This window comes from Methylobacillus draconifructus (genome assembly GCF_045984355.1).
Taxonomy (GTDB): Bacteria; Pseudomonadota; Gammaproteobacteria; order Burkholderiales; family Methylophilaceae; genus Methylobacillus; species Methylobacillus flagellatus_A.
On record NZ_JBJQII010000001.1, the window covers coordinates 682553 to 708313 of the forward strand.

Sequence of the window (25761 nt, forward strand, 5' to 3'; positions counted from 1 at the left end):
GTCACCCATCCGTGCCATAGGCGATATTGTGGCAATGCACCATGGCGAGGGCGATGTATTGCTTGACCATGCTGCTGGACACCCCGAGCACGATGCCGATTTCAAGGTAGGTAAGATTCTCGAGGCGGCTCAGCATGAAAGCCTGGCGCGGCTTTTCGGGCATGCTTTCCAGCATGCCGGCAATCAGGGTCAGGGTCTCTATGACTTCGAGATGCTGCTCGGGCGCGACGGAATGGCTTCCCTCGCATGCCAGCGACAATGCTTCGAGGTAGGCTTGCTCCACCTTCTGCCGCCTGGCCTGGTCGATCAGCAGGCGGGTAGCGGTGGTGGTGAGATAGGCGCGAGGCGTTTTAATATCCACAAGATCGACGCGGGATGCCGACAATAGGCGGCAGAACGTCTCCTGCGCCAAGTCTGCCGCCTGGTGATGGCACCCCAGCTTGTGCCGCAACCAGTTTTGCAGCCAGCCTTGATGGTCGAGGTACAAGGTACGCAGAATCTCGGTGCGGGAAGGGGTGTTTGCCGAAGACATGGCAGCAGGAACCACAGTCAATGAATGGAAATGGTTCTCATTTTATTATTTTATGCCTGGGTTAAGCAATAAAAAAACCGCTTTCCGGCGGTGCAGCCTGGAAAGCGGTCGATACGATGAAGAACGGTTAGAAAGTATATCTGGCGGTCAACCTGGCGCTCCTGGGCTCGCCATAGCTTTCCCAGGCCCACTGAGCACTGTTGGAAATGCCTCGGTAATAGCTCTTGTCCAGCAGGTTGTTGATATTGAGCTGGAAATCAAGGTTCTTGCTGGCCTTGTAGCCTACGATCACATCCACCAAGGTATAGGCTTTTTGCTCGACATCATTAGCAGTGCCGGATTCTTCTGCCATCGCATACATCCGGCTTTGGCGATATAAGTTAGCGCCCACCCTCCATTTTTCCCAATCGCCGAGGAAACGATAAATGGTCGTCAGCTTGAACATGTGCTCTGGCAGCATCGTATTGAAACGGTCACCCTTGTCATAAGTGTTGTCCTTGATGTATTCGGTGTTGGTATAGGTATAGCCTGCCCCGACTTGCCAATTGGGCTGCAATGCGCCTTGCAGCTCCATATCCACGCCCCGGCTGCGCACCTCGCCCGAGGCTTCCGCGCAACTTGTACCTACCTGGCATTCGCTGACATCCCTGACTGCGCGCGAACGATTCTTCTGGTTCACCTGGAACAAGGCGATGCTGGCATTCAACGCGCCGTCCAGGTATTCGCCCTTGAGCCCCAGTTCATAATTCTCGCCATCAATCGGGCGGATCACGTTGCCATCCCGCCCAATGCTGCTTTGCGGACTGAAAATATCCGTGAAGCTGGCATATAGCGAATGCTGGTCGTTGATATCGTATATCAGCCCCGCATACCGCGTGACGTTGCGCACCACTTTGTAATCCGAGGCATTACGGTAGTTGTCGTAGTCGTACCAATCCAACCGGCCGCCCAGTATCAGTTTCCATTGGTCGGCTAGATTGAGGCGCGTCGTCACATAGGCCGCGTCCTGGCTCGTGCGCGTATGGCCGGTGCTGGTGTAGGGAAGGTTGGGCTTGAGCAATGCGCTCCTGCTCCAGTTGTATATATCCGTATTGCTGCCGATATACGTCGTTCCGTAATTTCTCGGGCTGGAGTCGAACTGGTTCCGATTAGCGCCGAACACCAGCTCATGTTGCCGCCCAAACACCTCATACTTGCCGTTCACGACCAAGTCATAGCTGGATGCCTTGTTTTCCTGCTCTCCGCACCATGCCATGAGGTCGCGATTGATATTGCCTCCGGTCACCGTACTGCGCATGAAGGTGCCAAGGCCGTCGATGTGGCTCCACATGTATGTCGTGTTGAGCTTCAGCTTCCAGTCGTCGTTGAAGTTATGTTCAATAATAGCGAAAATGCTCTTGGTTTCCTGGTCCAGGTATTCCCAGCTATTCGTCAGGGTTGCAGAACGCTTGAGCTTGACGTGGCTGCCATCCGGGTTGACGGGGAGTCCTCCCCACCAGGCCCCGTTTGTCCCGTCTTTTTGGCTATAGGCGCCCACGGTCAGCGTGGTTTTCTCCGATAGGTCGGCTTCCCCGATTGCGTAGAAAAGATGGTTGTCATAGCTCTGCCCGTTGCGGAAACTTCCCGCCTCCTGCACGGAAGCCACTACGCGCCCGCGCAACGAAGCCGCCTCATTCAATGCGCCGCCCATGTCAAGAATACTGCCGTAGCTATCCCAGCTTCCTGCGTAGGCAGTCAAGGAGCCCTGAAATTCGCTGGTCGGCCTTTTACGCACCAGGTTGATCGCGGCCGAAGGATTGCCGGCCCCTTGCATGAGCCCAGTCGCGCCGCGCACCACTTCCACACGGTCGTACATCGCCAGGTTGGCCTGTGCGCTTGGAATGTAGGAAGACCATGGCACCAGCGCCCCGTCGTACATGATGTTGCTGATCCCGAACCCTCGCGCTTCGAAGTTGGGACGCCCCGGGCCATCCGCGTTACTGAGGAAAATGCCTGGCGTGCTTTTGACCACGTCGTTGATATTGAGCATGCCCTGGTCGTCCATGCGCTGGCGCGTGACTACCGTGACAGACTGGGGCGTCTCCCGCATGGACAGCGGCAGGCGGGTGGCTGTGCTCATGGCCTGCGTGGTGTAGGAGCCGCTGCCTTCCGTTACCGCCTCGAAGGCCGCCGCCTTCACGGCAACTTCCGGCAAGGCGTTTTCCTGCACTGCGCTATTGAGCTGTGCGCTCGCGCGGATGACAAAACCGCCAGCCTCATTGGCAAAGACTTGCAGGCCGGTCCCCACCAGCGCCTGTTCTATGGCCTGGCGCGGCGTGTAGTTTCCTCGCACCGCACTGCCGCGCTTGCCTTCAACCAGCTTGGGCTCGGCGACGATATTCTGGCCGCTGGCAGCGGCAATCTGGCTCAATACGTCCGCCAAGCTTGCCACCACAATGTTGTACTGCACGGCAGCGGCTTGCGAGGCTGGCTCGGCCGCGAATGCCGGCATAAGCGGGGAGATTGAGGAAATGGCCAGTGCCAGTAGGCAAGGCCGGAAAACTGTGGACTGCATTGAGTTGCTCCCTGAGTGTTATCGAAGGCTTCTATTTCCTTGTCCAACAATCCCGGGAAAACCCCTCAATTTTTTCTGAACATTTGCTAAGAATTTGCCAACAAATTCAGAGAAACGATTCCGGCTAGCGCTCTGCCGCAGGCAGTACAAGTGGTACGACAAGGCAGAGCAACAACGACAGAAGAATTTTGTGGGCAGTTCTAAACCAGGTCGATCATGGTCAGCAGGTTGCCGTACCGACGAATGCTGACCGGCAGGATGGCCTGCAATGCATGCATGGCCTGCCCGACGTCATCCAGCTGGAACATGCCGAACACGCGCAAGCCCGCAGCGCGCGGCGCAAGCCTGATCCAGCCTGTATGGTAGGCGCGCAGGCTCTCCACCACTTCTTCCAGGCTCTGGTCGCGCACATCCAGCAGGCCTTGTTCCCACGCCATGCTGGCGTTCACATTGGCCGGCTTCAAGATCAGGGCGTGTTGATCGAACCAGGCCGCCATGGCTTCGCCTGAGGTCAATATGGCTTCGCGGTGATGCAGCGGCGCGACCACCAGCGATTGCTGCTGCACCATGGCATAACTTTGCCCGCCGGAGATTCCTGCCAGCATGCGGCACCCGCCACCGGCCCGAACCACGCCATGCACGGTGCGCAGCAGCAAAGGCCGCAAGGGGTCCGGCGACACATCGACGATACAGGCGCCCTGATGCAAGGTGAGCACGCGTTGCTTCTCGGAAAAAGCAATGTCGAGCGCGGAGCGTGCATTGAGCTGCACCCGGGTGCCATCTGCGAGGGCAATGTCCTTGCGTTCGCCGGTAGGCGTGACATGGTCCGACGTGATGTGGGTGAGGGGGGTGACCCGGTTGGTCAGATATGCCGTGCCCAAGCCGAGCGCCACGACGGCAACGCCGCCTTTCATAAAATGGCGGCGCTCTGCGGAGACATGGCCTGCCAATGCCTGGCGCACCGCATTCGCATGTCCCGCCTGCCGGTTCGTTAGGTGGTGGACCTGCTCGAAACCTGTCATGCTCTGGGCAAGCTGCTGCCATGCCGCCTGATGATGGGTGTCGGCATCCAGCCATGACTGGAATTGCGTATTCACCTCGTCGCTCACGGCGCCCGAACTCAGCTTGACCAGCCAGTCGACGGCGGCCTCGATCGCTTCACGGGACAAGGCTTGTTGGTTCATAACCTGCCCTCAAGACGCGCCAGGTGGCAATGCATGATGGCCTGCTTCATGTAGCGCTCGATGGTCGCGACAGAGAGATTCATTTCTTTCGCGATCGCCACATAGGTCAGGCCTTCCAGGCGGTTGAGCAGGAACGCCTGCTTCACTTTGCCTGGCAAGCCTTCAAGCTGGCGGTCTATGATGAGGATGGCTTCCTTGAGCAAGGCATATTCCTCCTGTGAAAGGCCGAACTCTTCCGGCATCTGCGCCAGGGCGTCGAGATAGGCCTGTTCCAGCTCGCGCCGCCGCCAGAAATTGTACAGTTCGCGCTTGGCCACCACCGTGAGGAAGGCGCGGGGTTCGCGTACGTCCTCCAGCTGCGGCGCCTTGAACAAGCGCACGAACGCCTCCTGGGCCAGATCATCGGCCTGCGCCGCGCCCTCAAGCTTGCGTCTCAGCCAACCGACCAGCCAGCCATGGTGATTGCGATACCATTCGGCTAACAAGTGGTGCCGAGATGCTGAATTGTTAGCCATAACCTGCCGACCCAGTATCATAAAAAGAAGGCCAGCAGGAACTGCTAGCCTTGTGAGAGTACATTTTTGGCGGAGAAAGTTAGAGTGCCAAGAATGTATGATGCCTATCATGGTTTAAATGAAAATCATTGTCAACAACATTTGCAATAGGGGTTTAGCGGATTATAGCCATCTGTCATCAAACCGTCATGCAGGTACCACTTAACCATCATATAAGCAGGCTAGGATAGGTCGCGTAGCTTGGTCATATCATCCATTCCCCCCGAAGATTGCGATTATCCCTGGCTACCGCCCTGACTTGTCAGGGCTTTTATCTTAAAGGCAGGCAAAAAAACGGCAACCTCGAGAGGTTGCCGTTTTTACTTCAGGCCTCAGCTTTTGGCTTAGGCTTGCTGCTTGCGACGTGCGGCAAAGCCTACGAAAGCCAGGCCAGCCAGCAACAGAGCATATTCGGAAGGCTCTGGAACTGCCGCTACCACTTGGTCGAGCTGGAATGCGAAGGAGTTGGCATGCGCCTCTGTGGAGAATGTCACCTTGATGGCATCAATGCCGGTCACGCTGCTCAGATCCCAGGAGAAATACTTGTAAGCATCTGCTTGAGCATTGTTATCGACCAAGGCAGCCAGGTAATCGACGCCGTCAATGGTGTAGCTCAGGGAAACGTCATACAGGCCCTTGCCGGTGCCGCCAGCTGCGCTATGGCTTTGGAACACGATCGAAGTCAGGCTGTCTGCCACCGTGAAATCTGTCAGGGTGAAGGTGGAGAAAGCACCTGCGTACTCGTACAAACCGCCACCTGCAGGATATGCAGTGCCTGCGATACGTGTGAAGACGGCATCGCCAGAACCCGCGACATTGGCGCTGTAGCCAGCCACGATATCATCCACGGTCAATGGACGGTACAACTGGTTCCAGCCATTGAACTCGGCAGAATCCGCAACATCGACAAACGGCGCTGCTGTGTCGTTCGCCTGTGCGACAGAGGCCATCATGGTCACTGCCAGTGCTGCTGAACCTACTAGATACTTGATCATATTGAATTCCCCTTAGTGTGGCAGCGACTATGAGCGTAACTGCCGTGAGTTAATTAGGAACAATAATGATAAGTCTTCTCATTTGTTTATGTCAATTAAAGCTTACGCCAAAAATCAATATAACCAAATATCTTCCACCCGATGGCAAACTTATCGCACCAGAGGGTAGAAGATTTTGCAGGACTCGATGGATTGCCGCGCACGGTCAGCATGACACTTTGTGGCACGCCATAAAGAATCATGACGTGGATTATGATCAGCCTGCAAGCGCTGATCATCATTAGCGCGGAGCTTTGTTAATAAAACGATTCTCCCTTTATGCCCTTACTGCCCATTCGCACAAGCGGCGTTTAACTTAATATGCAGCTCATCGCTTCGGCCGTAGCCAATAATGCCAGATCACGATAATCGGCACCGCCAGGCTGGCCCAGGCCAGCCAATGCCAGATGCCGACGCCCAGCAAGGCCGACAGCAGGCCTAACGTCGTGAGGACCGCCAGCAGGATCGGCCAGCCCCATATATCGGTAAAACGCTTGTTCATATCCTGGTTTCCCCAAAGCCGGTCATGATTTAGGCCCGGGCCGCATGGTGCTGCTCCAGCTCCGTCAGGCGCTTTTCCGTCTGCTTGCGGCGCTTGAACCAGAGATAGAGGCCGCTGCCGAGCACCACGATGGTGACCAGGTCCAGCAGGGCCCAGATCACTTTCAATGGCAAGCCGCCATAGTCCCCGAAGTGCAATGGCTGGGACAGCAGCAACGTTTTCACGTACCAGGGCATCTCGCGTGCATCCGTCAATTCGGTGGTCTGGGCATCCACCAGCGCCGGCTTGAGCAGGCGCGAGGTCACAGGCGTATTGCCCTTCATGAACACGGTGTAATGGTGTCGGCTGGAAAACATGCTGCCCGGAAAGGCGACAAAACTCACGTGCATGTCGGGAATCGCCTGTTTGGCGGTATCGATCGACGCCTGCAAGGAGCCGAATGTTGTGGGCACCGGCAAATCCTTGTACGGTGCAGTCATTTCCGCCATCTGGTCACTTTGCCAGATAAAAATCACGATCTGGCTCAAGGTATTGATGGTGCCGGTCAACCCGACCACCAACGCCCAAACCAGCGTGGCAACGCCCAGCAGGTTGTGGATGTCCAGCCATTTGAGGCGCGCCTGCTTTTCGCGCCTGATGGTGCCGAAATCCAGCCGCCGCATGAAAGGGTGGTACAAGACGATGCCGGAAACGATCGCCACCGCGAACAACAGCCCCATGAACCCGAGGAACAGCATGCCGGGCAGGCCGGCGAACATGTCGACGTGCAGCTTGAACATCACATACATGAACCCACGGTCGGGCGGCGGCTCGTCCAATATCTTGGCGGTACGGCTGTCGATCAATACGATCTTGCCGGCATCGGGCGGCGCATCCATGGATTCCGCCATCGAGACCAATGTCACATGCGGATGCTCATCCTGCTCCCAGAACATGAAGCGGATGACGTCGCCCGGGCGCTGCTTGTGCGCAGCCTCCGCCACCTTGTCCAGGCTGGCATAGGGCGTATCCTCAGGCATGGGCGGAGCCTCCACCACGCCGGAAAAGTGCTCGATCTCCTCATGGAATATCAATGGCAGCCCGGTAATGCACAGCATCAGCAAAAATGCCGTGCATACCAGGCTGGTCCATTTATGTACGAGATACCACTTTCTGATGCTCATCCTGTTCCTTTTGCCCAGATTATCCTGCTAGAAATCGACGGTAGCAGACAATAGCACAGTGCGAGGCGTGCCAAGGTAAATGTAACCCTCGTTGGAGGTGTTCCAGAAATCCCGGTCGAACAGGTTCTCGATATTCGCCCGCAACGTCACCGGCGTATCGTTGAGGACAGCTTGGTATCGCGCACCGATATCGAAACGGGTCGCGCTGGGGATCGATAAAGTATTCGCCTCGTTCACGTACTGCTTGCTGGTATGGATGACCCTGGCCGTCAATGTCAGCCCCTGGGCGAATGCGGGATCCCACTCGCTGCCCAGGCTGACCTGCCAGTCCGGCACCCCGATCGCGATATTGCCATTGAACGCATCACCTTCCGTCTTGACCAGCTTGCCTTGGCTATAGGCACCGCCGCCCAACAGCCGCACGCCGGAAGCAACTTCGCCAAAAACATTGAGTTCGATGCCCCGGTTACGCTGTTCACCGCTCACGCGATATACGTTGCCGGTGGTGATCGCACTGGGGCGCTCAATCTCAAACAGGCTGAGCGTAGTGGCAATCCTGCCCCAATCCACCTTCACACCAGCTTCCTTCTGCTTGGTTTTGTAAGGGGAAAACATCTGCCCGGCATTGCTTGCCGGCGGCTGTGCCACTTGCCCCTGGCTCAGGCCTTCAATGTAGTTGGCATACAAGGCGACATGGTCCACAGGCTTGAACACGATGCCGGCTACGGGTGTCACGGCATTTTTATCGTACCCGGCACCGGATTTCTGGCCTGTGCCTATCGCATAATTCTGCTGCTCCACATTCTGGTGCCGCGCACCTAGAGTCAATTGCAAACGGCCGTCCATGAAGGACAAGGTGTCGGCCAGGGCATAGCTGGTCAGTTCCATGGTGGTATATTTCAGCGTCTTGCCACGGAAACCGCTGGTACTCGGCGTATTACCATACACCGAGGAATAGATGTTATTGGTTTCCGATAGCCCCACGCCGACAAAATGTATGTCGGCATTTTGCGTCACGCGCGTCACGCCTGCGCTTATCTGGTGCTTGACAGGCCCCGTCGAAAACTCGAACCTGCCCCCGATCTCTGCCGACCTTGAACTCACATCATAGAGTTGTAAAGCAGGGGCAGAACTGAAAGTTCCATCCGCATTGTCCAACGTGGGATTCCCTGCCAATGCGTCCATGCGGCTCTTGCGATAACCAAACCCCGCATACACGGTGGCTTGGTCATTGATGTCGTACTCGCTGCGCAATACCACGGTGCTGTCCTTCATCTTGGAATATCCATAACCGGGATAATTCAGCTTGTTATCAGGCGCACTTGGCATCTTGGTCAGGCTGGTTCCCACCATGAATTGCCTGACTACTACGCCCAGATTCTCCTGCTGGTACATGACATCAGCAGACAAACGCAACCGTTCGCCACGGTAATCCAGCGCCAAACTGCCTACAGTCTCTTCAACATCCTGGCGGTCTATGCGCATGTCGCCCTTGCGATACGCGCCATTGAGGCGGACGCCGAACTCGTTGTTCTCGCCGAAACGGCGTCCGAGGTCGGCATGGCCGCCGTACACGGAATCCGACATATAGCTCGCGGTGAACCTCGTGAGGGGCTGGTCGGCAGCGCGTTTGGGCACTACATTGATGCTGCCGCCCACGTTACCGCTCGGCGGCATGCCGTTGAGCAGGGCGCTAGGGCCTTTCAGCACCTCGACGCGTTCCGCCATTTCCACCGGCACACGATAGAAAGGCATCAATCCATACATGCCGTTGAAGGCAATATCCTGACTGGAGACGGTAAAGCCTCGAATGGAGAAATCCTCATTCAGGTTGGTGCGTGCACTGGCCTGCCTTACCGACGGGTCGTTCTGCAGAAGGTCGCCGATGCTGCGCGCCTGCTGGTTTGCAATCACATCCGACGTATAGTTGGTTGCGTTGAAAGGCAGATCCATGAAGTCGCGTTGCCCCAGCAAGCCCGCACGTCCACCGCGCGCCACCTGAAGGCCGGGATACTCCTGGCTCAAATCTCCTGTTTTCTCGGCGCTGGCCGATACGGCGACCTCGGGCAATGTCGCCGTTGCATCACCTGCTGCCCGGGTAGCTTGCAGCGCCTTCTGCAGCTTGTAGCTGCCATTATCCTGCACCACCGCCTGTAGCCCGCTGCCGGTCAGAATCGTATCCAGGCCTTGCCGCAAATCGTATGCGCCGCTCAGGCCACGGCTTTGCTTGCCCTCAGTCAGCTTGCCGTCGATCACCAGCAATATCCCGGTTTCCCTGGCATAGGCATTGAGCACCTGGTCCAAGGGCCCTGCGGGGATATCGAATGACCTGGCGACATGGCCCGCTTGTGCAGTTTCGGCGTGGGCGACCGGCATCAATACCATACTGGCCAAGCCGGAGAGCAACAACAGGCCGGCAAGCCTGCTCATGCGAAAAACATCAGCGACTTGTAACCGGTCCGATGGATTGGCGTGCTTCAGCATATTGATAATTCCTTCGTTCAGAAATAGAAGTGTTCACTGCTATCCCGGACGAAAAAATAAAAGTGCTACGCTTGCCTCAGATTTTTTTACCCTAGTTCGAATCCCTGCCAATCACAAGCCATGTACCGACACCCAATACCGCGAGAAATAACTGACGCGCAAAGGCAATGCCTGCAATAGCGATTCCAGTATCCTGTCTGTATCAGGCAAGGGAAATACACCGGAAACCACCATCTCGGCCGCCTTGGCATCGTAATGGATCATGCCTTGGCGATAACGGCCCAACTCGTCCAGGAAGTCCCCTAGCCGCATACGTTCCGCCACCAGCTTGCCCTCTAGCCAGGCAAGCTCATTGCCATTGGGCGTGGCTGCTGTGAACCCGTGGGCGGAAAATCCAGCCTGGAAACCGTGCTCCAGCCTATGGCCAGCCCCTAGACGCGGCTGGATTTGCACCGTGCCTTCGTGTACCGAAACCCGTGTTTCTTCCTGCTTCAGGCGCACATTGAACTTGGTGCCAAGCGCCTGGGCAACGCCATGGCGAGTTTGTATCAGGAAAGGGCGCACAGGCTGCTCGGCGTCTGCCGCAGTCCTGACGTACATCTCGCCATGGTGCAGTACCAGCCGCCGTTCGCGGGAATTGAATTCGATATCGACCGCCGTCGAGGTATTAAGGAACAACTGGCTGCCATCCGAAAGGGCAAGCTGCTGCTGCTCTCCAGTGTGCGTGTGATGGTCTGCAACCCAGGCCTGCCACGCATCGCTGTTACGCACGATGGGCACCGTACCGCCTGTCGCCGCCAGGCCCAGCAGCTGCAGTAACCGGCGGCGCTTCTCCGCATCGGGTTTGTCTTTCAGCAACTCAGCTGCCTGGGCGGGGATCAATTGCAGTTTTCGCTCTATGGCCGCTATTTCGCTCCATGCTTGCCGATGCGAGTCGCTGGCCGCCAGCCACTTGTCGAAATCGGACCGCTGCTCGGCTGTCACTTCCCCTGACCATAAGGCCACCTGCCATTCCAGCGCTTGTTGTCGCAGCCGCGCTTCATGTTCAGGCATTGGCTTAGCGGCCATCCCGTGCTCCATCACAACCCCATGCAGGCTTGCGCGGCCTTGAGCATATACTTGCGCACCGCTGCAACCGACACCCCGAGCTGGACGGCAATTTCGCTATAGGTGAAGCCGTCAAAACGCGACAGCAGGAACGCTTGGCGAACCTTGCGCGGCAATTGATCCAGCACTTGGTCCAGCTGGATTAGGCTCTGCAGGACAATCGCCTGGTCTTCCGGCGAGGGGGCGTCCACCAACGGCAATTGCAGCAGCCATTCCTGATAAGCCAGCTCCAGGCGACGGCGGCGGTAGAGATCAACCACCAAGCCCTTGGCGATCTGGGTGAGATAGGCGCGCGACTGCTCTGGCAAAGGAGCCTTGCCGGCCACCATCAGGCGGACAAAAGTGTCGTGTGCCAGATCGGCCGCAATATGCTGGCAACCCAGCTTCTTGCGCAGCCAGGCATAAAGCCAGCCATGATGGCTGCTATAAAGCTGATGCACTAGGTTGGAGATGATGGGATTCTTAGCGGACACAGTAACGCGGTGGCTGGACACCGGCCGGAATTAAAGAAAAATCATTCTTATTATTAGCTAATTATGGGGAGATGGCAATCAATGCCAGCCAGGATGTTCAGCTCAGGCTGATGTGAAGGGAAGCTTCCCCTTGCGCCTGCACATGGCCCCGGCGTGCCGCGCAGCGCAGCCACCAGCGACCCACGGAGAGGCTGGCGGTATCCCCCTGGCCCAACAGGAACCTGGCGTAGGCATAAGCATCATGCCCGTCGCCCTGCTGCGCGCATTTGTGCAGGGCTTCAATGCCCACTTGGCGTAAAGCCGGGTGAGGGTGCTTGAGCAAGTTGGCCGCCATGGTGCGGGAAAATGCCAGGTGCGCATTGACCAGCGCTTCGCGCATCCAATGGCGCGCGCCCTCCGCTTGGCCACGCTCCGACAACATCAGGGCATAGTTGTATTGCCCGCGGAAATCCCCTGCCTCGGCAGAACGGCGGTAATAGTCGAAGGCTTTTTCCTGGTCCTGCTCTCCCAGCCAGCCCTCCTCGAAGAACCTGCCGACCACGCCCAGCGACTTGGCGTGCCCTAATTCGGCGGCCTTGTGATACCAGTCGAATGCCTGCTGCTCATTTTTCTCCACGCCCAAGCCATGCAGCAACAGGTTGGCATAGTTGTACATGCCCCAATCCAGCCCCTGGTTGGCCGACATGCGGAACCAGTATGCCGCGCAGGCATGATCCACCGGGCCGCCCCAGCCTTGGTCGTAGGCGCGTCCGAGCATGTTCATCCCGAGCAGGTGGCCCGCTTCCGCCGCCTTGCGGAACCAGATCCTCGCCTGCCTGGGATCTGGCTCCATGCCATGCCCGTCAAGATAAGCCTGCCCGAGCAGCGCCTGCGCCTCTGGCTCCCCTTGTTCAGCCAGCGCGCGTATCCATTGCACGGCCTCGCGCGGATCGCTTGCGAGACGGCGTTTCAGTTCTTCCGCACTGATATTGTTGAGGTATTCAGGGGTAATGGATTGGGCACTGCTGGCAGACATGCTGAGTGAGAACAGGAATTAATCAGGAGGTGACTATACACCAAATCCTGCCCATTTATTCTATCCAATGCGGTCAATTAGACACGGCGAGGATTTGAACCGCGGCGAGCATACTGACGGGACAAGCCCGAGGATATGGCTGCAAAACGCACGCCCTCTGCTTGCTAGGGGCGTTGCCAGCCCCCGCCCAAGGCGCGATAAAGATCGACAGCTGCTTGCAGTCGTTGCTGACGCAACTGCAGGTCCAGATCCTGTGCCGTGAACAGGGTGCGTTGCGTATCGAGCATGGTCAGCATGGTTTCCGCGCCCGCCTGGTAGCGCGACTGGGCCAGGGCAAAAGCGCGTTCGGCATTCTCCAGCGCCAGGGTTTGCGCAATGGCTTGCTGCTCCAGCCCGTCAATCCGGTTGAGCGCCGCCTCGACATCGCCCAATGCGGCAATGATGGCTTGGCGGTAATTCGCCAATAGTTCCTTGCGGCGCGCGATCGCATAGTCGCGTTGCGCAGCAAGGCGGCCGGCGTTGAAGATTGGCGCCTTCAACCCGGCTGCCAAGTTGTATAAAGGCGCATCGAAGAAGTCGCGCAAGTGCTCACTATTGCTGGAAAACCCGCCTGTCAAGCTGATGCTGGGCAACATGGCAGCCCGCGCCACCTGGATATCGGCATCGGCGGCAAGCAGCCTGGCCTCGGCCAAGGCAATGTCCGGCCGACGGACAAGCAATTCAGAAGGCACGCCCGAATCGGCTATCGGCAGCTGCAATTGGCGCACGCTGTTCTCCATGAGCTGCAACTCTCCCACCGGCCTTGAGGCCAGTGTTGCCAGGGCGGCTTCAGCATTGCCTTGCTGTTGCCGCAGCAAGGCCACGGTGCGGCGCTGGCTTGCCACCAGACCCTGCTGCTGGGCCTGCTCGATCGCGGTAGCGGCCCCGGCGCGGTAGCGCGACTCGACCAGGGCCAATACACGCTCGGCGTTCTCCAGGTTGCTCCTGGCTATGCCGACTCTTTCGGCCAGGCCGACTGCCTCCACCCAGGTCATGGCGACATTGGCGCCCAGAGTCACCCGCATGCTGTCGCGATCGAACTCGGTAGCGCGGAGATTGCTCAACGCTCCCTGGTAGGCGGCGCGGTTCTTGCCCCAGAAATCGATTTCATAACTCGCGAGCAAACCTGCGGAATAGGTGCTCAGGCGGTTGGCATCGCTGCTTCCTCCCAGCCGCTGCTGGCGGCCGATATTGCCGGCGGCGGAAACTTCCGGCAGCAGGGGTGCCCCAGCAACCACGGCTAGGTGCTGTGCCTGCTCGACACGCGCAATGGCAGCGGCAATATCGTAGCTGTCCAGTTGCGCCTGCTGCACCATGCCCGCCAGCGCACTGCTGCCGAATGACTGCCACCAATCGCCATCCCGCGCTTGGGCCGCTTCAAGTGCAGTAGCGGGCGCGCTATTGCGCCACTGCGAAGGCAGGTTGCGCAGGCCGTCCTCGGCCTGCAATTGCGGCGGTTTGACGTTGGTGCAGGCAGGCAATAGCAACAGCAGGAATAAACGCAGGACTTTCATGTCACTCACTGGCAAGGGCGACCACCGGGTCAAGCTTGGCGGCCTGGCGCGCAGGCATGAAACCAAAGACCAATCCGGTAATCACGGAACAGAAGAAAGCGCCGATGATGGCGCTCAGGGAAAAGATCACGGGCATGCCCCAGAACACCAGCACGACGCCTATCGCCAGGCCGGATACCACGCCGGTCACCCCGCCGACCGTGGTGACCAGCACCGCCTCGGTGAGGAATTGCTGCAGGATGTCGCGCTGGCGCGCGCCGGTCGCCATGCGGATGCCGATCTCGCGCGTGCGCTCCCGCACCGTCATCAGCATGACGTTCATCACGCCTATGCCGCCAACGCCTAGCGAAACAATGGCAATCAGGGCCAACATCATACTCATGCTGTCCTGGGTCTTGGCCTGGGCCGCAATCCAGGCCGCCGCATTCTCCAGGCCATAATCCCGAACCCTGTGACGCGAAAACAGGACTTCATCGACGGCTTTTGCCGCAGCATCCACTTGTCTCATGTCACCGACTTCCAGCGTAACATAGGAGGGATCGCGCTCACCGAACACCCGCGTGCTGGCAGTGGAATAAGGGATGACCACCAGGTCGTCATCGCTCTGGTCGCCCGTCACGGCGCCTTTTGAAACCAGCACCCCGATCACCTGGAACGGCACGTTGCCGATCAGGATGGTTTCGCCCACCGGGTTTTCCACGTCCGGCATCAGGTTCTGCGCCAGGCGCGGGCCGATGACGGCCACCGTCGCCATGCGCTGGTCATCCTCTTCAGTGAAGAAAGAACCATTGACCACCGGCCAGTTCAACATGCGCGACATGGCCGCGCCCGAGCCCTTGATGCGGGTCTGCACATCCTCGTTGCCGTAGCGCACGACCTTGCTGCCGGAGAGGTTGGGCAGCACATAAGTGATATGCGGCAGCTCCCCGATGGCCTCCAGGTCGCCCGCACTGATGCCGCGGCCCGGCACGCGCGAACTTTCACGTTTGGGATTGACGTAGATATGATTGGTGCCGAAGGCGCCCAACTCCGCCAGCACGCGCTCCTTGGTGCCCATGCCCACCGCCATCATCACGATCACCGAGGCCACGCCGATGATGATGCCGAGCAGGGTCAGCGCAGTGCGGAAGCGGTTGACCCACATGACGCGCCAGGCCGCCCGGCATGCCTCAAGGAAATCGCCGCGCCACTGCACCTGTCCCGCATCGGCTTCCAGCGTGAACTCAGGCGCCGCATCGCCGGCAACGCGTTGCACGGAGCCGGTATCGCTGATGACATGGCCGTCGCGGATTTCGATCACGCGCCGCGCATTGGCCGCCACGTCGCGGTCATGGGTAATGAGGATGATGGTATGGCCCGCATCGGCCAGCTCGTTGAGCAGGCGCATGACTTCCTCGCCGCTGCGCGAATCGAGCGCGCCGGTCGGCTCATCGGCCAGGATGATGCGGCCGCCGTTCATGAGCGCGCGCGCGATCGACACGCGCTGCTGCTGGCCGCCCGATAATTGCTTGGGACGATAGTGCAGCCGCTCGGCCAGCCCGAGCCTATCTAGCAATGCCCGGGCACGCGCCGCACGTTCGTGCTCGGGCATGCCGGCGTAGAGCGCCGGGATTTCCACGTTTTCCTGCGCGGTCTCGGTCGCGATCAGGTGATAGCCCTGGAAGACGAAGCCAAACGCTTCGCGGCGCAGCCACGCCAGCTCGTCGACGTCCATCTCCGCCACATTGCGCCCGGAAAAACGATACTGGCCCGAGCTCGGCTTATCCAGGCAGCCCAGGATATTCATGAGGGTGGACTTGCCCGAGCCGGAAGCGCCGACGATCGCCACGAATTCGCCGGCATGGATATCCAGTGAAATGCCGTGCAGGATATCCACCCGGGGCTTGTCCCCGCCGCCATAGTGCTTGCGGATATCCACCAGCGAGATCAGGGGCTGGCGGTCACTCAAAACTGGAATCTCCAGGGGCTGGGCTTGGGCGTCTTGTCCGCCGTGATCAACCGCTCGTCTTCCGAAAGGCCGGACAACACTTCGGCGCGCAAGCGCGTGCGCACGCCTGTCGTCACTTCATGCCATACCACCTTGCCATCCTGCAATACGCGCACCTTGTACTTGCCCGCTTTGGCATCGACTTCAGTGAGCGCCATGATCGGCACGGTGAGTATCCGGTTGGCCGCTGCCACGACGAAGGAGGTTTGCGCGGTCATCTGCGGCATCAGCTCGCCATCGCTGTTGTCGACATCGAACAGCACGGTATAGAGCACGACTTTGTTGCTGCTCGGCGTTTGCGTGGCGGTAGCGCTCGCGCCTTCGGGTTTGGGCGGCGCCGGCAGCACCTGGCGCACCGTGCTGCTCCAGCGGCGCTCGTCCCCGCCCAAGGTCTTGAAATAGACCTGCATGCCGGGTTTCACATGCCGCACGTCGGCCTCGGAAACGTCCGTCCATACGGTCATGGTGGAGAGGTCGGCGATCCGCAGCAAGGTGGGGGTCTGGTAGGTGGCATTCAGGGTCTGCCCGGTCTTGGCCTCGATCGAGACCACCGTGCCGGACATGGGCGCATAAATCTTGGTGAAGCCGAGCAGGGCTTCATTCCCCTGCAGGGTCGATTGGGTCTGGTCTATCTGCGCCTTGAGGTTGTTGATCCTCGCCGCCGCGGTTTTCAGGGCGGCTTGCGCCTGCTGCACCTCCTCGGTACGTGTCGAGCCGTCCGCCTGCATCTGCTGCTGGCGCTCATGCTGCTGGCTGGCCAGCACGTATTGCGCCTCCTGCTCCTGCAACTGGGCCTGCAAACCCGCCAATGCGGCGCGACCGGCATCGACGGTCGCCTGGGGCACCCGCGGGTCGATCTCGGCCAGCAACTGGCCTTTCTGGACCGTATCGCCAGGCTCCACATGCAAGGCCAGTATCTGGCCGGAAACCTGTGCGCCGACATCGACATAGCTGAGCGGCTGCAAAGTGCCGATGGCGGTGACGTTGTGCTCGATATCCCCGCGCTTGACCAGCTCGATCTCGAAAGCGTCAGCCGGGTCCTGGCCGCGTGCAAGCCAAGCTGCGCCAACCACTGCCAGCACGGTGGCCAGCAGTGCAATCTTCCCCCGCCTCATCTAGCGCTTGACCTCGAAACTCAATGTCGCAGTATGCCGTACATCGTCGTACTTGGTACCCTGGTAGGTCATGCTGCCGTTGACGCGCGCGGTGACTTCGAGGATATAGATGCCAGAAAACGGGGTGGTGAGCGTCACGGTGCCGTCTTCCGACGGCTTCAAGGTGCGAATCCAGCCCTCGCTGGTGCTCACGTTGACCTGCGAGGCCGCGACCGCGTTTCCCTTCCATACCAGTTTGAAGGTATTGCCGCCGGCCTCGGTCGGCACCAGTTCGAGGTCGTTCACGGCCTTGGTTTCACCGCGCCCGAACTTTGCCTGGTAGAAATGCAGCACCTTGTCCTGGCCCACCGCTTGCGCTGTCAGCCGGATATCGCCGCCGGCCGGTGCCGTCACCTGCACATGGTCGGCCTCGACCTTGGTTGCCAGCTCCTTGCCATCGGCCAGCAGCCCCCGAACTGCGCTTAAGCCGGCAGGATCGAGCCGCGCGGACTCGTAAAGCCCCAGGTAGGCTTTCGCGCCGCCTTCATCCGGTTCCAGCCAGAGGTAGTTTGCAGCGGCGCTGAAGCTCGCAAGCAATGCCATTGCGGCAATGGCCCAGCGGGCAGCCAAGGATTGTCGTGTTCTCATGTGTTTTCCATTCTCGTTATAGCGTAAGTAAAAATTGCGCTCTCACTAGTAATGACACGCGAGAATGAAAAAAGGACACCCCTGCACAGAAAATTTCATAAAATAGGCAGGCGTCGCATATTGAGAAGCCATAAAAAACGGGGCACCAAGGCCCCGTATTAAATACAATAGCGATATATATTCAAGCCGGCATACGCTTGAAATAGAGCGGAAAAAACGGCAACACAGTCACCCAGGCCTTATCATGCTCTGGGGTCATGTAAAACCCAATGAACGCTGCACGCCACGAGAATTCAATGCATTGAAACTTCATAACAATATCCTGTAGTTATGTGTAGTCCAATGTTTTAGTAGACGTCTCGCAAGTAACGCTTCTCGCGCTTGAGCTGGTTGACATAGGCCGTCGCCCCTTCTGCATCCAGGCCGCCATGCTCGGCGACCACGTCGTGCAATGCCTGATCCACATCCTTGGCCATGCGGCTGGCATCGCCGCAGACATAGAAATGACCGCCGTCCTGCAGCCAGGCATACAGCTCCTTGCCGTTTTCCCTCATGCGGGTCTGCACGTATATCTTCTCGGCTTGGTCGCGCGAGAAGGCAAGGTCGAGGCGGTTGAGCACGCCGTCCTTCATCATGGCGGTGAGCTCGTCTTCATAGATGAAGTCGCTGGCGCGGGTCTGGTCGCCAAAGAACAGCCAGTTCTTGCCTGGTGCTTCAGACGCACGGCGCTCTTGCAGGAAAGCACGGAAAGGCGCGATGCCGGTGCCCGGGCCCACCATGATCACGGGGGCATTCTTGTCTGCCGGCACACGGAAGGACTTGTTGGTGGTGAGGAAGATGCCGGCCTGGCCGCCTTCCGGCACGCGATCAGCCAAATAGGTGGAGCATACGCCGCCACGAGGCCTGCCCCCGGAAACATACCGCACGCTCGCGACGGTGAGGTGGATGCGCTCGGGGTTCGCCAGCGAGCTGGAAGAAATCGAGTAGGCGCGATGCTGCAACGGTTTGAGCAGGCTGACGAATTCGTCCACGCTCAGGCTCAACGACGGGTTAAGCTGCAGCAGGTCGAGGATATCCTTGCCCCAGAGCCAGTTTTCCAGCGCCGCCTTGTCGCCGCTTTGCACGAGACGGCTCAAGTCTGCGTTGCCGGCGCGCTGCTCGACCGCCGCGATCAGTTCGCGCGACGGCGTGGATATCTCGAAGCCGCGCGTGAGCAATTCGGCCAGCGGCTGGTCGTGCTTGGCGACCGCGGCATCCGCCTTGGCGTTCAGGCGTTCCAGGATCAGGCTCACGAGCTCGGGATTGTTTTCCGGCACCACGTTGAGCGCATCGCCAGCCTCGTAATGAATGCCGCTGTCGCCGAGGTCGAATTCGTAATGGCGGATTTCCTTGCCTGAACCCTGGCCCGAGAGGCGGCGGTTCACTGCCAATGTGGAGGCATATGGATTCTTGCGGTTATAGGCGGATGCCGCGGGAGCGGGAGTGTCGGCAGCGGCAGGGGCTGCAGCGGCTTCGTCCGGGCCGCCTTCCACTTCCGCGAACAAGGGCAGGGCGGCCTCGATCCAGGCATTCGCCGGCTCTTCATAATCCACGTCGCAGTCCACTCGCGCCAGCAGGCGCTTGGCGCCCAGCTGCTCCAGGCGGGTGTCCAGGTTCTTGCCGGCCTCGCAGAAACCGTCGTAACCGGTATCGCCAATCGCCAGCACGCCGAAGCTCATCTCCTCAAGCCGCTCGGCATGTTCGGATGACAACGCTTCCCAGAACAACTGGGCGTTGTCGGGCATTTCGCCTTCGCCGTAGGTGGAGGTGACGATCAATACCCGGCGCATGGCGCCGAGCTCTTCCAGCTCGACTTCGTCCAGCGCCTTCACGACAGGCTCCAGGCCGTGCTGCTTGGCCGCACTGGCAGCTGTGGCGGCCAGGCCTTCCGCATTGCCGGTTTGCGACCCGTAGAGAATATAAATCGGCGGCTTGCCGCGCCCGCTGCCGCTATCGGTATTGAGCAGCCTGGTCTGCAGGCCTGCCATGAAGCCTGCAAGCCAAGCCTTCTGGTCTTGATTGAATGGTGAATCTTCAGGAATGTAAGGAATCTTCATTATCTGGTCGTCAACAAATGCATGCCGTGCACCAGGCACGGCATGGGGTCAAACTATTAGTATAGTCTTAATTGGATTTAAGCGTAGCCACGAGCTCTTGCATGGAAGCCTTGGCAAACAAGGCTTCCAAGCTGGGCAGTGCGCCAAGCTGGGTGCTGTTCTTCAAGCTCTGGTGGATGATCCAGCCGTAAGTGCCCGGACTATCCATGGAGAAGATGTTGCGCAGGCTCAAGGCGGACTTGTAATCCCGCAGGCGCTTGTCCGCGATCAGCACGGCAAGCTCCTGGTCGCTATATCCGTCAATCGCCTCGCGCGCGTAGCGCTGCAGTTTCTGCATCAGGAGGAAGTCCTCGGTCAGCAACAGGTTGCGCACCGCCTTTTGCACGGCGGGGTCGGCCACCGACTGCGCATTGGGCACCTTGGCCATGGCCACTTGCTGCGCCATGTTGAGCACGGTGTAGTTGTTCAGCAGTTCGAACATTTCCTCGCTGTCCGCCTCGCCGTGGCCCGGCACCTTGCCGCCTACCACCGGCTTGCCGTCACGGTAAGCCAGCTTGAACTTGCGCACCTGGAACGCTGCCAGCGCGGAAGACAGCTCTTCGAGCAGCTCCTTGCGCGGCTTCGCCTTGAGGATTTCGTCGCTATCCTGGTAGAGCAACAGCGCGCGCGGCATCACGAACACGAAGTTCTGGCGCTCGGCTTCCCAGTTTTCCAGCAGCCATGCGGCGCGCTTGGAGCCGGTGGCTTCAAGATGCCATTGCAGCAATTGCCGGATGGCCTGGCTGTGCACGCGCGCCATCTCGGTATCGTCGGTGATATTGCCCAGCAATACGGAATCCGCAGCCACCTTGCCCGACAGCTCGCCGTAGGGATCGTACTGGTAGGCGAAGCCGCCGCTCATGCCGTTGCCGAAGCCCTTGCCGAACGCGCCAAGGTTGAGCACTGCGCCGTTGGTCATGTATTCGCAGGCAAAGTCGCCCACGCCTTCCACCACGGCAGTCGTGCCGGAGTTACGTACGGCAAAACGGTCGCCGGCCTGGCCTTCGACAAACAGGCGGCCACCGGTTGCGCCGAACAGCGCGAAGTTGCCCACCAGCACGTTGCCGCCGGCCTGCTCGGAGCCGCCGCCCGGGGAAGTCACGATGATAACGCCGCCAGCTTGGCCCTTGCCTACGCCGTCGTTGCAGGTGCCGCTATGACGCAGCACCATGCCGTCGTTGCAGAAAGCGCCATAGGACTGGCCAGCGGAACCGCTGGTAGTGATCTTGACGGTCTCCGGCTTGAGGAAGCGGCGGCCGCGCTTGTCGGCAATCACGGCTGGCAGGCGCAACGCTTCTTCCGCCGTCAGCTCATGGTTGAGCAAGCGCTCGATATCGATCGCAAGCTGTCCGCCCACGGTCTTGTTGCAATTGTTCAGCCTGCGGCCTTCTCCAAGCTGGACTTCGAGCTGCTTGTCAGCGACGAGCGCCTGGCGCAGCACGTCGATGAAGGCGTCGTCGAGGGCGAAATCCTTCTCCATATAGACAGGGTTTTCGATCTTGACTTCAGGCACCACGGTCAGCATCGCACGCAGGTCGAGCTGGCCGACGCTGGCAGGATGATCCAGCAGTTGCAGCAGGTCGCTGCGACCACGCGCCTCGCGCAACGAGCGCAGGCCGATCGCGGCAAGAATCTCGCGGGTTTCATGCGCCACGTTGATCAGGTATTGCGCCAATGCGCGCGGATCGCCGTCGAACACTTCGGCATTGGTAGTGAGGCCGGCAGGGCACTTGACGTTGCAGTTCTTCGCCATCACGCACTTCAGCATCATGAGGGCAGTGGTGCCGAACTCGAAGCTGTCGCCGCCCAGCATGGCGGACTTCACCACGTCGCTCGCGGTCTGGTGCGCGCCGGAGCAACGCAGGATCACCTTTTCGCGCAAGCCGTTGGCGCACAACGCCTGGTGCACCTCGGCAATGCCGATTTCGGCAGCGCGGCCGGTATATTTCAGACTGGTCACGGCCGCCGCGCCGGTGCCGCCGGTATTGCCGGCGACATTGATGACGTCGGCGCCTGCCTTGGCCACGCCCACGGCGATCGTGCCGATGCCCTCGGAGGACACCAGCTTGACGATCACGCGCACGCGCGCCGCCTTGCAGTCATGGATCAGCTGCGCCAGATCTTCGATCGAATAGGTATCGTGGTGCGGAGGAGGAGAAACCAGCTCCACGCCCGGCGTGCCGCCTCGCGCGGCCGCGATTTCCACCGTCACCTTGGGCGCGGGCAACTGGCCGCCTTCGCCCGGCTTCGCGCCCTGGCCAATCTTGATTTCCAGTTCTTCCAGCATCGGGTCGGCGAGATAGCCCGCCCAGACGCCGAAACGGCCGGACGCGAGCTGTTTGATGCGCGAAGCACGGATAGTCCCGTAGCGGGAAATATGTTCGCCGCCTTCGCCGGAATTGGACATGCCGCCCACCATGTTGGTGCCGTGCGCTACCGCCTCATGCGCGGGCGCCACCAACGCGCCGTGGCTCATTGCGCCGGAGGCGAAGCTGCGGGTGATTTCACTGGCGGGCTGCACCTCGGCCAGCGGCACGCTGGCAGGCGCGACACGCAGCAGCCTGAAGTAGTCCGCGGCCTTGCCGGTCGCCTCGACGGTCAGCACGCCGCTTTCCAGCCAGTGTCCGCTGATGGCCTTGCCGAAATGCGCCACCAGGGCTTGGCCCAGGGTGGACAAGCGCGAGATATCCCCGGCCAGCGGGCCGGTCAACTGCAGGCTGAAGCGGTCATTGCCCAATTCCTGCGCTTCGAGGCCGCGTACGGCAATGCTGTTGTTGCCCACGATGGCGTAGCGGGCCAATACCGCGCGGAACTCGTCCGAGGTCTTCAGGCCGCTCAGGTCCGCCGGGAACTCCAGCACGTCGCGCAGGGCGGACGGTCGCTTGGCGCGCTCTTCCGCCATCATGTGCGAGAAGCTGCGATAGCTTTGGGTCACGCCGAAGTTGTCGATCTCGTCGGCGCTCAGGCGGTCGAAGCTGCCGCTGAACGCCTCGCCCTTCTTGAAGGAGAACGCATCCTCGAGCTTGGACAAGGTCATCAGACGCAGGAATTCGTCTTCCGCACGCTTTTCTTGCTTGTCGAAGTGGATCTTTTCTTCCGTCATCTCGACGAAACCGCGTACGGCAATGGTGCCGAAAGAATGGCCGGCGCCCTCGGAGCGCTCCTTGAACAGGCCCAGCAACGGCACGCTGTTTTCATCGGTGACCGTTTGCGCTTCCTGGTGCCAGTCGACGACCATTTTCGCGATCGCGGCAAAATCGGCGCCGCCAACCGGCGTCTTCAGGTTGGGGAAGTATTTGCGCAATACCGGGTCATTGGTATTGAGGAAATTGGGCTCGAAGAATTCGCCGCCGATGTAGCTCTCGACGGTACACAGGCCGACCTTGCCCATGGTCTTCATGAGCGCCTTTTCCGCCGCCTTGGCGTATTTCTTGAACGCCTTGTCGGCATCTGCGCCGTATTTTTCCTCGGCACGCAGCTGCACGCCCAGCGGATACACGGCAGAAGCGCCAAAGCCCAAGGCGGCAGCCACGTGGTGGGATGACACGACCTGGCCGCTTTCAGCCACGATAGACACGTCCAGGCGCAAGCCTTCGTCGATCAGGCGCTGGTTGATGGCGGATACCACCAGCAGCAACGGCATGGCGGCCTGGGTGGACGACACGTGGCGGTCTGAAATGACGGCAATGCCGCCTTCTTCACGCGCAAATGCCACCACGGCATCCGCCAGCGCATCGATGCCTTGTTCCAGCGCCTTTTCATTGGCAGCCGCATCGCCGGTGACAGGCGCATACAGCGATTCGAAGCAGCGGTACGGCGTTTCCGCCTGCTCGCGCAGCTTGAGCATGTCGAGGTGGCTGAGGATAGGCGAGTCGATCACGATCTGCCTGCCTTTGCCTTTGTTCATATTGGGCTTGGCGCCCAGCGCGACGCGCAAGGTCATCCCATCGGCTTCGCGGATGGAATCCAGCGGGGGATTGGTCACCTGCGCAAAACGTTGCGAGAAGTAGTGCGCCACGCCGCCTTCATGGTCGGTCAGCGCATTGATGGCGTTGCCGTAACCCATGGCGGAGATCTTTTCCGCCCCGGTTGCCAGCATCGGGTCCATCATGAACTTGAAGCTTTCCTGGTTGTAGTAATAGGAAACGAAACGCTGGTACAGCGCCAAGTCGCCATGGTATCGCTGCGGGGAGCCCGCCACCTCGGCAGGCACTGCGGGAAGCTGCTTCAGCGTCGCACGCGCCTGCTCGAGCAGGGCAGGATAATCGCGCTTGGCAGCGAGCATTTCCAGGGTTTCCAGCGTGCCGCGGGAACGCTTCTCGTTGTGGTCGTAATACAGCATGCCGCCAGCCTCGATGCGGCCGCGGCGCAATACGCTTTCCGGCGGGAAGTTGATCTGGCCGGCTTCGGACATGACGCAAAGATATTCCTCGGTCTCGACACTGCGCAACGGGCGCAAGCCCAGACGGTCCAGGCGCGCGCCGACCACGCTGCCGTTGCCGAAAATCAAGGCGGCAGGGCCGTCGTTCTTCTCTTCGTAGAGGGAGAAATACTCCAACATCGCCTTGATGCTCTCAGGCAAGGTAGGATCGTTTTCCCAGGCCGGAGGCATCATGGAGACCACAGCCGTCACCAGGTCGAGGCCGTCGTCCATCAAGCGGCTGTTCAATGTCTGGTCAAGGCGCGAACTGTCGGACTGGCCCTTGGGGCGGAAAATTCTGCCATTGCGCGCCCGCGCCAATGCGGCTTCGGCAATGCGGTTCTTACGGTCGGTGTTCAATTCGCCGTTGTGCGCCATCATGCGGAACGGTTGCGCCATGCTGGGGTGCGGATCGGTATTGGTGGAGAACCGCGTGTGGAAATACATGGTATGCACGGCGTGATCCTCTTCCATGAGATCATGGAAGTAAGGAATCACTTCATTGGAATTCAGCCGGCCTTTGAGCACCTGGGTATGGGCGGACATCGATAACGGATAGAGCCCGCTCAAGGCGGCATCCGTATAAGCCTGCTCCTCGATCACAAGCAATGCCTGGTAGATGCGGCGATCGAACTCCTGCGCGTCGATATCGGCAGGGGCCGCAAACACCCATTGCTGGATGGGCAGCTGGTAGCGGATGGCGGCAGGGCGGATGGCCTCATTGTCCACCGGCACATCCCGCACCAGCAAGATATCGAAACCCTTCCCGGACAAGGCAGTACGGATGATGTCGTCGGCACGGGAATACGCACCTTCGTCGCTTGGCAGGAAGAAATTGCCGACGCCGAAGCGGCCGGCCTCAAGCGCCTGGCCGGTCAGCCTGCGGAAAAACGGCAGCGAGAGGTCGATGGAAACGCCAGCGCCATCGCCCACGCCCTCGGCAGACATGCCGCCGCGATGGGGGATCGTACACAAAGCCTCATGCCCCTTGACCAGTACGTCATGCGTTTGCACCCCGTCCTTGCGGGTGATAAAGCCAACGCCACAGTTATCCTTTTCCAGGGAACTGTCATACAAGCCAAAAGTATTCTCGCTCTGCGGACCATTGAGTGCGCTCATGTACCTCTCCAGCAAATTCATTAATATCTGATGCGGCTTTGTCATACCTGCACCACGGCATGGTATATTGTCCTGCTCGTGTGTTATTCCACACACCCCAACTTTCGCCGGGCTTATTTATAAGCAATTACCATACCAAAATGAGCTGGCGCCTCCCTATCAAATCCCGGTTTTCCCGCCCCGATGCATCCACTTTAAAAACA

At 59.6% G+C, this 25761-nt stretch carries 17 protein-coding genes; all 17 read right to left on the reverse strand.

What is annotated here, in order from left to right; genetic code table 11:
- Nucleotide 1: 1 nt before the first annotated feature.
- The gene (locus tag ACJSDX_RS03165) at nucleotides 2–532 is read right to left on the reverse strand and encodes a sigma-70 family RNA polymerase sigma factor (RefSeq protein WP_407993454.1); all 531 of its coding nucleotides are present in this window, start codon (nucleotides 530–532) and stop codon (nucleotides 2–4) included.
- A gap of 127 nt (nucleotides 533–659) precedes the next feature.
- Nucleotides 660–3086 carry a TonB-dependent siderophore receptor gene (locus tag ACJSDX_RS03170; RefSeq protein WP_407993455.1) on the reverse strand — a complete coding sequence of 809 codons (2427 nt, stop codon included), beginning with the start codon at nucleotides 3084–3086 and terminating at the stop codon, nucleotides 660–662.
- 200 nt (nucleotides 3087–3286) lie between these two features.
- Nucleotides 3287–4270, reverse strand: coding sequence for a FecR family protein (locus ACJSDX_RS03175; protein ID WP_407993456.1), 984 nt, complete (start codon nucleotides 4268–4270; stop codon nucleotides 3287–3289).
- On the reverse strand, nucleotides 4267–4785 hold the full coding sequence (locus tag ACJSDX_RS03180; RefSeq protein ID WP_407993457.1) for a sigma-70 family RNA polymerase sigma factor: 519 nt from the start codon (nucleotides 4783–4785) through the stop codon (nucleotides 4267–4269). Before ACJSDX_RS03180 ends, ACJSDX_RS03175 begins: the two co-directional genes overlap by 4 nt.
- A gap of 383 nt (nucleotides 4786–5168) precedes the next feature.
- Nucleotides 5169–5819 carry an FxDxF family PEP-CTERM protein gene (locus tag ACJSDX_RS03185; protein ID WP_407993458.1) on the reverse strand — a complete coding sequence of 217 codons (651 nt, stop codon included), beginning with the start codon at nucleotides 5817–5819 and terminating at the stop codon, nucleotides 5169–5171.
- Between the two features lie 367 nt (nucleotides 5820–6186).
- Complete coding sequence (locus ACJSDX_RS03190) at nucleotides 6187–6360, reverse strand: hypothetical protein (RefSeq protein ID WP_309565946.1); 174 nt, start codon at nucleotides 6358–6360, stop codon at nucleotides 6187–6189.
- A gap of 29 nt (nucleotides 6361–6389) precedes the next feature.
- The gene (locus ACJSDX_RS03195; RefSeq protein ID WP_407993459.1) at nucleotides 6390–7523 is read right to left on the reverse strand and encodes a PepSY-associated TM helix domain-containing protein; all 1134 of its coding nucleotides are present in this window, start codon (nucleotides 7521–7523) and stop codon (nucleotides 6390–6392) included.
- Nucleotides 7524–7550: 27 nt separating this feature from the next.
- On the reverse strand, nucleotides 7551–9953 hold the full coding sequence (locus ACJSDX_RS03200) for a TonB-dependent siderophore receptor (protein ID WP_407993460.1): 2403 nt from the start codon (nucleotides 9951–9953) through the stop codon (nucleotides 7551–7553).
- Between the two features lie 165 nt (nucleotides 9954–10118).
- Complete coding sequence (locus ACJSDX_RS03205) at nucleotides 10119–11075, reverse strand: FecR domain-containing protein (protein ID WP_407993461.1); 957 nt, start codon at nucleotides 11073–11075, stop codon at nucleotides 10119–10121.
- 11 nt (nucleotides 11076–11086) lie between these two features.
- The gene (locus tag ACJSDX_RS03210) at nucleotides 11087–11587 is read right to left on the reverse strand and encodes a sigma-70 family RNA polymerase sigma factor (protein WP_407993462.1); all 501 of its coding nucleotides are present in this window, start codon (nucleotides 11585–11587) and stop codon (nucleotides 11087–11089) included.
- A gap of 97 nt (nucleotides 11588–11684) precedes the next feature.
- Complete coding sequence (locus ACJSDX_RS03215; RefSeq protein WP_407993463.1) at nucleotides 11685–12602, reverse strand: tetratricopeptide repeat protein; 918 nt, start codon at nucleotides 12600–12602, stop codon at nucleotides 11685–11687.
- Nucleotides 12603–12766: 164 nt separating this feature from the next.
- Nucleotides 12767–14155, reverse strand: a complete 1389-nt coding sequence (locus tag ACJSDX_RS03220) for an efflux transporter outer membrane subunit (RefSeq protein ID WP_407993464.1) — start codon at nucleotides 14153–14155, stop codon at nucleotides 12767–12769.
- 1 nt (nucleotide 14156) lies between these two features.
- Nucleotides 14157–16103: a MacB family efflux pump subunit gene (locus ACJSDX_RS03225; protein ID WP_407993465.1), complete on the reverse strand. Its 1947-nt coding sequence runs from the start codon at nucleotides 16101–16103 to the stop codon at nucleotides 14157–14159.
- A complete protein-coding gene (locus ACJSDX_RS03230) occupies nucleotides 16100–17257 on the reverse strand; it encodes an efflux RND transporter periplasmic adaptor subunit (RefSeq protein WP_407993466.1) in 1158 nt (385 codons plus the stop codon). The genes ACJSDX_RS03225 and ACJSDX_RS03230 overlap by 4 nt, the downstream gene beginning before the upstream one ends.
- Nucleotides 17258–17884: a hypothetical protein gene (locus ACJSDX_RS03235; RefSeq protein ID WP_407993467.1), complete on the reverse strand. Its 627-nt coding sequence runs from the start codon at nucleotides 17882–17884 to the stop codon at nucleotides 17258–17260.
- A gap of 347 nt (nucleotides 17885–18231) precedes the next feature.
- Nucleotides 18232–19911, reverse strand: a complete 1680-nt coding sequence (locus ACJSDX_RS03240) for a sulfite reductase subunit alpha (protein WP_407993468.1) — start codon at nucleotides 19909–19911, stop codon at nucleotides 18232–18234.
- A gap of 136 nt (nucleotides 19912–20047) precedes the next feature.
- Nucleotides 20048–25558, reverse strand: a complete 5511-nt coding sequence (locus ACJSDX_RS03245; RefSeq protein WP_407993469.1) for a glutamate synthase-related protein — start codon at nucleotides 25556–25558, stop codon at nucleotides 20048–20050.
- Between the last annotated feature and the right edge of the window lie 203 nt (nucleotides 25559–25761).